This window comes from Arthrobacter sp. NQ7 (assembly GCF_029581595.2).
Classification (GTDB): domain Bacteria; phylum Actinomycetota; class Actinomycetes; order Actinomycetales; family Micrococcaceae; genus Arthrobacter; species Arthrobacter phenanthrenivorans_B.
On sequence record NZ_JARFXU020000009.1, the window covers coordinates 146,119 to 155,270 of the forward strand.

A 9,152-nucleotide genomic window follows, 5' to 3' on the forward strand; every position below is an offset into this window, starting at 1 on the left:
GAGTTGCAGTATTTGCGCCGGATATTTCTACAGAAAGTAGAAGGCGCCCCCCTTAGTTTACGGCTTTCCGGCGCCGGCACGGGCATCGTGCCGGAGCGTCAGTCCCGAAAGCACCCAGAGCACGCCGGAAACAATGGCTCCCCCGCCGGCCACACCAAGCAGGGCGTGGGCGCCAAGATTGATAAAGAAGGGCAGCAGCAGTGCCGTCCCAATGCCGATGATCCCGGAGGCAATCCAGTCCCGGGCCAGGATATGCCGGCCCCTGTGCCGCAGGCCGCATACCAGCTCGACCACCCCGGCCACTCCAAGGCCCAGGGCCGCGATCACGCCGAACAGCAGGTCGCTGTGCAGGAGGAGCACCGCGAACCCGGCTCCAGCCAGCGTGGCGCCGGCGGCTGACAGCAGTTTGCCGGGCACCGATTTCTGGTCCAGACCGGCCGCCGGGATGGTGCGGAGGAACAGAACGCCGACAGCCAGGAGGTACAAGCCACCCGCCCAGCCCATGACCTCCACCGACGGAGAGGTCCAGAAGACCGTTACGGCACCAAAGACCAGGGCAGCCGCCGAACGCAGCAGGACCGGTTTCCAAAGGTCGGGGTGGGGGGTGGTTCCGGGAGCAGTACCCGCGGGGGTGGATGGTTGTGTCACCGGTCCAGTTTAGTGGGGGCTGCCGGCAGATCTAACCTGCCGGCCATTCCGTGCCGGCGGCGGGGGTCAGGCCGAACCAAGCACCATCCAGCGGTCGGACCGGGCCCGCAGGCCCAGCGTCACGGCCCGGGCCGCCATGTAGCCCAGCCCGAAAGCCACCCAGAGCCATCCCAGCCCCGGGGCACCGCCAATACCGGAAAGGGCAACCCAGGCCAGCAGCGGCGCGTAGGCGCCCAGGTTCACCAGTCCGGCCAGGGCAAGGTAGCGGGCGTCCCCTGCGCCGATCAGCACCCCGTCCAGCACAAAGACATAACCCGCAATCGGCTGCCCGGCAGCCAGCACCCAGAGGCCAACGGTAAGTACCGACTGGACCTGCGGGTCCGGCGTGAACAGTGCACCAACCCACGGGGCAACTGCGGCCAGGAGCAGGCCCGTCACTACGCCGAACCCCGAACCCCAGCGGATCATGGTGCCGGTCAGCAGCCTGGCCTTCGCAGCGTTGGATGCGCCAAGCTCCTTCCCAATCAGCGCCTGGGCGGCAATGGCCAGGGCGTCCAGGGCGAATGCCAGGAAGGAGAAGATGGTCATGGCCAATTGGTGGGCCGCCAGGTTGACCTCCCCCTGCGCCGTTGCAACCAACACCGTGGCCAGGATTGCGGCCCGCAGACTGAGCGTGCGCAGCATCAGCCAGGATCCCACCCGGGCCATGCTGCGGATGCCCCGCCAACTGGGCAACAGGCCCACGCCGTGGCGGACCGCGCTCCTGCGCACCATCACCACGTAGACGCCCGCCATGGCCCATTGGGCAATGCTGGTGCCCACGGCGGAACCCACTACGGACAGTCCCAGCCCGTATACAAGCCACAGGTTCAGCACGATATTCACGCCGAAGCCCGCCGTGGCGACGACCAGCGGGGTCCTGGTGTCCTGCAGGCCGCGGAGCACCCCCGTGCCGGCGAAGATCAGCAGCATGGCTACCAACCCGGGCATGGACCAGCGGAAGTAGTCGACGGCGAAAGCGCTGACGCTGCCCTCGGCGCCCAGCAGGCCAATGAGCGGCCCGCCGGCAGCAAACCCGGCCACCGCCAGGAGTACGCCAAGGATCAAAGCCAGCCACACGCCGTCGCGCCCGGCCGCAAGGGCTTTGCCCAACTGGCCGTCGCCCATGGCGCGGGCAACTGCCGGAGTGGTGGAGTAGGCAAGAAAGACCATGAGTCCGACGGCGGTCTGCAGCACGGCGGACGCAAGCCCTACCCCCGCGAGCTGGGCCACGCCGAGATGCCCCACGATGGCGGAGTCGGCCAGCAGGAACAGCGGCTCAGCCACCAGCGCGCCAAAGGCCGGGACGGCAAGCCGGAGGATGTCCCGGGCGGGGCCGCGGGTCGCGGCCATGGATGCGGGAGCAGGTTGTTGGGGCACGGAGCCAGCTTAACCTTGCCTCCGGTCAGCAGTTGCCGGTGATGACAAAGACCACATCCGGTCCCAATTTGTTGACACTTCAACTAATTATCCGGAAGAGTGAATGGCATGAACCATTCACGACTGACCACAACCGCCCTTACCGCCCTGCGCATCGTCCTCGGGTTCCTGTTCGCAGCCCACGGATGGCAGAAGTTCAATGAATGGACCATTGCCGGCACGCAGGCCTCCTTCGCCAAGATGGGTGTTCCGGCGGCCGATGTCATGGCGCCCGCCGTCGCCGTCCTGGAACTCGCCGGCGGTATTGCCCTGATTGTGGGGATCCTTACCCGCGTCGTCGCTGCACTGCTGGCCCTCGACATGCTGGGCGCACTCTTCCTGGTGCATGCCGCCGCGGGCGTCTTCGCCGCGAACGGAGGCTATGAACTCGTCCTGCTCCTGGCCGCCTCAGCGTTCGCCCTGGCACTTACCGGCGCGGGCCGGCTGTCCCTGGACCGCGCCCTCTTCGGGCACGGCAACTCCCGCCTCTCCGCCCTGGCATAGGAACCCGCACGCGTATCGCCGGCGGCGGCCGGCCACCCAGTCTTTCCCGCACTGGCGTGACCGGCCGCCGTCGGCCTTTTGTGTCGTTGGCCCGCCCGCCAACCGGCCGGTAACCGGGCCGCTCAGTAAGATCGCAGCATGACTGAGACCGGCCGCCGCAACTCCGTGACCCTCCGCTTCCTCGCCGCACCTACCGATGTGGGACACAGCGGATCCGTTGACGCCGGAACGGTGCTGGAGTGGGTGGACAAGGCGGCATATGCCGCAGCGGTGGGATGGGCCAAGTCCTACTGCGTCACCGCCTACGTGGGGAACATCCACTTCGCCGATCCGGTCAACAGCGGTGACATGGTGGAAGTGGAAGCGACCATTGTCTACACCGGCAGGTCCTCCATGCACATCCGCACCGTGGTCTCCTCCGGCGACCCGAAAGGCGGGCCTGCCACCATGCGCAGCCAGTGCATGGTGATCTTCGTGGCCGTGGGAGAAGACGGCAAGCCCATCCCCGTACAGCAGTTCGAGCCCGCCACCGCCGCGGAAATTGAGCAGCGCGACCACGCCCTGGCCCGGATCAAGGTCAGGGAACAAATTGTCGAAGCCATGAACGGACAGGAATATACCGACGCCGGCACGGCCGAACGGGTGACACTGCGGTTCATGGCCGCGCCCACGGATGTGAACTGGGGCGGGAAGGTGCACGGCGGCATCGTGATGAAGTGGATCGACGAGGCAGCCTACGTCTGCGCGTCACGCTATTGCGGCAGGGACACCGTAGCGGTGTTTTCGGGCGGCGTGCGCTTCTACCGGCCGCTCCTGATCGGCCACGTCGTGGAGGTGGAGGCACGGCTGGTGTACACAGGAACCAAGGGCATGCACATCGCCGTCCATGTCCGCTCCGGGGACCCCAAGAGCCGTGAAATGAACCTCACCACCTACTGCCTGACGGTGATGGTGGCGCGCGACGGCGAGGGCAATTCCGTTCCAGTTCCCGCCTGGGTGCCGGTCAGCGGGGAGGACAAGCGGCTGCACGCCCATGCCCGCGAACTTTTGGAAATCAGGGGAACCGCGCCCGGGAACCGGCTGCCGAACCATCTGCTGGCTGCGGCAGGACAGGCCGGCGGGGCGACGGCTGCCGGGCCGCGCTCCTAGAAGCCTCCGCCGCCGGCGTCGCCCGCCATGTTGGCAAAACGGGAGTAGTGGCCCTGGAATGCCACCACGATGTCCTTGGTGGGGCCGTTACGGTGCTTGGCCACCAGGATGTCCGCTTCGCCGGCGCGCGGCGACTCCTTGTCATACACATCTTCACGGTGCAGCAGGATCACCATGTCGGCGTCCTGCTCGATGGATCCCGATTCACGCAGGTCTGACACCATGGGCCGCTTGTCCTGCCGCTGTTCGGAGCCACGGTTCAGCTGGGACAGTGCGATCACGGGGACCTGGAGCTCCTTGGCCAGGAGCTTCAGCGCACGCGAGAACTCGGAGACTTCCTGCTGGCGGGACTCCACCTTCTTGCCGGAGCTCATGAGCTGAAGGTAGTCGAGGATGACCAGCTTCAGGTCATGCTGCTGCTTCAGGCGCCGGCACTTGGCACGGATTTCCATCAGCGACATATTGGGGCTGTCATCGATGAACAGCGGGGCATCATTCATCCGGCCCATGGTGGTGGCGATCTTGGACCACTGCTCATCCTTGATGGTGCCCTTGCGCAGGTCCTGCAGGCCAATGGTGGCTTCGGCGGAGAGCAGGCGCATGGCGATCTCGTTCCGGCCCATTTCGAGCGAGAACATAACGGTGGAAAGGTTGTTCTTGATGGCCGCGGAGCGGGCGAAGTCCAGGGCGAAGGTCGATTTGCCCACTGCGGGACGCGCGGCGATGACGATCATCTGGCCAGGGTGCAGCCCGTGGGTGAGTTCGTCGAGTTCGTAGAAGCCGGTGGGCACGCCCGTCATTCCTTCGCCGCGGTGGCCGGACGCCTCGATCTCGTCCACCGTGGACTCCATGACGTCCTTCAGCACCACGTAGTCTTCGGCCGTTCGGCGTTCCGCTACCGCGTACACCTCTGCCTGCGCCTGGTTGACCAGGTCCTCCACCTCGCCGTCCGAGCCGTAACCCAGTTGGACGATCTTGGTTCCGGCGTTGACCAGCCGGCGAAGGACTGCCCGTTCGGCCACGATCTCGGCATAGTAGCCCGCGTTGGCTGCGGTGGGAACGGTCTGGATCAGCTCGTGCAGGTAGGCAGGACCACCGATCCTGTTGATCTCGGCACGCTTGGTCAGCTCATCGGAGACAGTAACGGCGTCCGCAGGCTCGCCGCGGCCGTAGAGGTCGATAATCGCCTCGTAGATGGTCTCGTGCGCAGGGCGGTAGAAATCCTGGCCGCGGAGGATTTCGACCACATCCGCAATGGCATCCTTGGACAGCATCATTCCGCCAAGAACCGATTGTTCGGCGGCTATGTCCTGGGGCGGCTTTCGGCTGGAATCCGATCCACGGGTGGCCTCGACAGGGTCCAGATGCGCGATTGACAAAGCTGCCGTCCTCCATTTGTACCGGGCCTGGGCCCGGTGGTTTATCCTGCTCGCGGTCTTCCGGAAGCCGGACCCGCCACGTGTCCAGTTCTACCTTCAGGCCCTGACAATCCGGGTGCTGAAGGCGCCCGGTCCGCGGCCGGCCGGAGTTATCCCCACTATCCACAGCTTTTCCACAAAGGCAGGTGTGCGGTATAGCTGCGGGTCCAAAACCGGGCCTGCAGGCGCCCTCAGGGGCACTGAGGAACAGGTACCCCGCTACGCTAGCGGCAGCTGCCCCAGCGGCAAAGCCAGCATGCTCCGGCGGTTGTGGATAACCTGTGCAGTACCGCGCATAGCTTGTGCACAGCCTGTGGGGAAGTCTGTGGATACAGAATTTTTTTGTTCTTCCATATGGCTCTGACCTGCGGAAACACTCAATCCGACATGTGGAGTAAATATTTCTTTTGGGGAATTTCATCCACAGGCCGTGAGGAAGAGCCATCAGGGGAATGCGGACAGCGGAGCGCTTGCCGGGCCCGATTCGTCAAAGGTGGCGCTCCTCATATTCCCGCCGGGGAGTTTGATCGGCCGGGGGCACTGCTGTATGCAGGAGATTGAATATTGCTGTGGATAACCGCGACCTGGATTAAGCTCTAGGTATGGGTGATCCTCCGGCACTGCCGGTATCCGCAACGCTGCGGGACGGCGCCTGCCATGGTGTGCGGCGGGTGGATGGACAGCACAACAACCGCAGCTGGCAAGGGCCAGGAAGTACAAAGAACGGCTCGTGAAATGGAATCCCTTGTGGTCCCCGTCCTGATCCTGCTCGCCGTGGTGGTGGCGGTCATCCTGGCCTACCGCGCCGTCCGGAACCGCAACGCGGCACATCCGGCCACTGCCCCCCAGAGGCGCCCAGGCCACACGCCGCAGGAGGTGGCCCGGGCTGCGGCAGACAGGCTGTCCGAAGATGAACACCGCCGGCTCTATGCGCTGATCGCGCAGGGGCAGGCCATGGCTGCCATCAAGCTCTACTACGAGATCACCGGGGAAGGGCTGCGTGCCTCACGGGACGCCGTAGGAGCCCTCGCAGCGCATCCCCAGCCGTACCGGAGTCCTGAGCCGGCGCAGCCGCTGCCGGAGGCGGAGGATGAGCCGCAGCGCTTCCCCTACAGGTACAGGGCCATTGCCAGCAAGGGCGATGTCACCCGGGAAGTGAGCAGCAATATGCTCAACGATGAGATTTACGGCAGGATCCGCACGTTGGCGCGCAATGGCGACACCGAGGCGGCGGTGACTGCCCTGACCCGCCACTCGGATATCTCCCCCATGCAGGCCCGCGAGTTCATCGAGCTGCTCGGCGACTGACGTGGACCAGGGAACGTGAGCGCCGGAGCCGGCAGTTCCACCAGGGCGGCAACCGTGCAGGGGTTGGGCCGCCATGAGCTGGGCGACCGCGCCTATCCCGCCCCGCCAGTGGAATCGTAGTAGTGCCAGTACCGGCTTGTGGCATTCACATCAGCGAGCACCAGAAGTCCGCTGTTGGCCGTCCCCCTCGCCAGGCTGTTGACGTTCTGCTTCGTGGACGTCACGTTATGGACATACTGGTCGGCGTCCACGATGCGGGCCGTCTTGGAGGTCGTAAAGCTGATGTTGTCCAGCGGCGTGGACTTCTCGTAGATCGCACCACCCGAACTCGTGCAGACCCCGGCGTTCGTCGTGCCACTCGGTTTCGGATAGGTAGCAAAGGTACGTAGCTTGCGCGCCGCTTCGTCGATCATGACGATCACCCTGTTCGGGCACTCAGACACTGTGGCGATCGTGTGGGCAGACCATGTCGACGTCGACGTGTTCAGGTCAAGCAACTGGATCAGCGGCTGCGACGCCGAGGTGTACGAGGTTTTGATGGCAGCGAAAACCTTGTCCGATGAGGCATCCAGCCACTTCAGGTTCATGTGGTCGTCACCGCTCCGCTGCCCCTTCACGGCCGCCACGGGAGTGGTCCAGGACGAGTTTGAAGCTCCATCAACGTGGTAGCTCCAATACATGCCATCGGTGCTGTCCCCCACCTGGCGGCTCCACATCAGGCCGATCTTGTTCCCGCTGAAGGCAATCACCGCCGAGTTATCGTCCACAGAGACGTTGCTGAGGGAGGCGGGATGGGCAAATGGTGTTCCCCACGTGGCACCATCGGTGCCTGTGACGTTCAAATAGATCCTGTTCCCCTGTTGCCAGGTAGCCCAGACGCGCCCGGTCGAATCCTTATCAATGGATATGGTCTCGACCTTTTGATTGTTGATTTGGGACGATCCCAGGCTCGTGTATGACTTGGTGCTCGAGTTGTAGCTGTAACGGCGCACGGTGGTGGGGAAGCCTGGCTCGGCCGGCAGGCCGTCATTGACGAACCGGAAGCTGGCGACATACAGCGTTTTCCCGTCCCACAGCACGTCATGGTGCGTGTTCGCCCGCGATTCCGTCACCACGCCTGTATTCGTCCACGAATTCGTGGAGGCGTTGAACCGGAAGATACGGAACGTGGAGCTGCCGGCGTCCCAAAGGTTCCCCCACCAGGTCCCGTCGTTGAACCACAGCGAGTTGGTCTGCCGCTTGGTGCCCGTGGGCGTACCCGTCCCACTGTGCGACGGGCCCTGGACCCCGACATCACCGGTAGCGGCAGACGCGGCCAAGGGCGCCACCAGGCCGGCAAGCACAAGCAGCAGCACCGTCAGCAGCGCCGGAAGCCCCCGCCGCGACCGACGCAAGGGGCGGCCCGAAGGACCGGCAAGTCCGCCTCTGGAAAAAGGCCAGGAGGCCCTGGCACCTGGATCATGCCCGTCCACACTGGACAGTGGATCGTCTCTCAATTTTGCTCCCCGGCGTTGATCTGTCAGTCAACCCCCAGATTGCCCAGTCTTGGCGGTGGGAGGATCAAAGACAAGCCCCGGGCGGCCCCCTAAACCGGGGTAAGCCGGCCCCCTAACCCCGGTGCGTCAGGAGTTGCCGGAAATGCCGGCCAGCAGTTGCTCAAACGGAAGGGATTCCAGCGGGCCGGCCTTCCGGCCGGGCTGCGGACCCTCCAGCAGTCCGGTGAGCTCGCCCGCTGCCCGTTCAATCCGGTTGGCCAATGATGGGCCACCCTCGTCCGCGGTCCCCCAGTCCTGGGGTCCGGCGAACACGCCGGTTGGTGTGATGCGCGTGCGAAGGTAGCTGAAGAGCGGCCGCATCGCGTAGTCCAGGACCATCTGGTGCCGGTCGGTTCCGCCGGTGGCGCCCAGCATGACAGCCTTGCCGTCCAGGGACTTTGGGTCCAGCACATCGATGAAGGACTTGAACAGGCCGCTGTAGGAAGCGCTGAAGACCGGGGTTACCGCGATGATGCCGTCGGATGCCTCAACGCCGGCAATAACCTCTGCCAGCCGCGGTGCGGCATATCCGGTGACGAAGTTATTGGCGATGTCCACGGCCAGGTCGCGGAGTTCGACGACGTCCAGGGCCACGTCGTAGCCTGCCGTGCGGAGCCGCCGCTCCGCAGCTGCGGCGAGCTGGTCGGCCAACAGGCGGCTGGATGACGGTACACCCAGCCCGGCGGAGAGGACGGTGAGACGGCGGGTTTCCATGGCATTCTCCTGATGCTCGTTCACTTCACTTACATGCATTTGCATTCATATCAGTGAACAGCCCAGGTCTGTGGAGTATTCCCGGGGCGCACCCGGCGCATATCAGAGCTGCACGGCGCCCTGGATGCAGGTCGTGGAGTGTCCGCCCACCCAGATGTCCCCGCCTTCGGCGCTGACGTGGATGCGCCCGGCACGGCCCAGGGCTGTTCCCTGGGAAGCGACATACTGCCGCGGCGCCCGGCCGCTGCCGATGAGCCACTGGGCGGCACCTGCGTTGAAGCTGCCGGTGACGGGATCTTCCACCATGGCGTCCCCGGGCAGGAAGGTGCGGACCTCAAAGTCGGTGTCGGCCCCGGGCTGGCGGGGTCCGATGACTCCTACCTTCAAGTCCCCCATCGCCGCCGTGTCCGGTTCGAGC

At 65.1% G+C, this 9,152-nt stretch carries 9 protein-coding genes; 3 read left to right on the plus strand and 6 right to left on the minus strand.

The features are described 5' to 3' along the window. Window positions 1-57: 57 nt before the first annotated feature. Together PUN71_RS11935 and PUN71_RS11940 are read right to left on the minus strand one after the other, a co-directional pair. A complete protein-coding gene (locus PUN71_RS11935; RefSeq protein WP_277798570.1) occupies window positions 58-648 on the minus strand; it encodes a hypothetical protein in 591 nt (196 codons plus the stop codon). 66 nt (window positions 649-714) lie between these two features. Further along, complete coding sequence (locus PUN71_RS11940) at window positions 715-2,040, minus strand: MATE family efflux transporter (protein ID WP_277798578.1); 1,326 nt, start codon at window positions 2,038-2,040, stop codon at window positions 715-717. A 135-nt stretch (window positions 2,041-2,175) separates the two neighbouring features. Between PUN71_RS11940 and PUN71_RS11945 the strand changes: the two genes are divergently transcribed. Both PUN71_RS11945 and PUN71_RS11950 read left to right on the plus strand, forming a co-directional pair. Beyond that, window positions 2,176-2,610 carry a DoxX family protein gene (locus tag PUN71_RS11945; RefSeq protein WP_277798571.1) on the plus strand — a complete coding sequence of 145 codons (435 nt, stop codon included), beginning with the start codon at window positions 2,176-2,178 and terminating at the stop codon, window positions 2,608-2,610. Between the two features lie 138 nt (window positions 2,611-2,748). Beyond that, window positions 2,749-3,759: an acyl-CoA thioesterase gene (locus PUN71_RS11950; protein WP_043448490.1), complete on the plus strand. Its 1,011-nt coding sequence runs from the start codon at window positions 2,749-2,751 to the stop codon at window positions 3,757-3,759. Here the strand turns inward: PUN71_RS11950 and dnaB are convergent. Next, a complete protein-coding gene (gene dnaB / locus PUN71_RS11955) occupies window positions 3,756-5,138 on the minus strand; it encodes a replicative DNA helicase (RefSeq protein ID WP_043448491.1) in 1,383 nt (460 codons plus the stop codon). The two genes, PUN71_RS11950 and dnaB, sit on opposite strands and share 4 nt — an antisense overlap. A 774-nt stretch (window positions 5,139-5,912) precedes the next feature. Here dnaB and PUN71_RS11960 point away from each other — a divergent pair. After that, window positions 5,913-6,485, plus strand: coding sequence for a hypothetical protein (locus PUN71_RS11960; RefSeq protein ID WP_277798572.1), 573 nt, complete (start codon window positions 5,913-5,915; stop codon window positions 6,483-6,485). A gap of 92 nt (window positions 6,486-6,577) precedes the next feature. Here the strand turns inward: PUN71_RS11960 and PUN71_RS11965 are convergent, their stop codons facing one another. The 3 genes from PUN71_RS11965 to PUN71_RS11975 form a co-directional block, all read right to left on the minus strand. Next, window positions 6,578-7,957 carry a hypothetical protein gene (locus tag PUN71_RS11965; protein ID WP_277798573.1) on the minus strand — a complete coding sequence of 460 codons (1,380 nt, stop codon included), beginning with the start codon at window positions 7,955-7,957 and terminating at the stop codon, window positions 6,578-6,580. Between the two features lie 150 nt (window positions 7,958-8,107). After that, on the minus strand, window positions 8,108-8,734 hold the full coding sequence (locus tag PUN71_RS11970) for an FMN reductase (protein ID WP_277798574.1): 627 nt from the start codon (window positions 8,732-8,734) through the stop codon (window positions 8,108-8,110). 102 nt (window positions 8,735-8,836) lie between these two features. Then, window positions 8,837-9,152: PhzF family phenazine biosynthesis protein (locus tag PUN71_RS11975; RefSeq protein ID WP_277798575.1), on the minus strand; the 316-nt coding region annotated here is incomplete at its 5' end.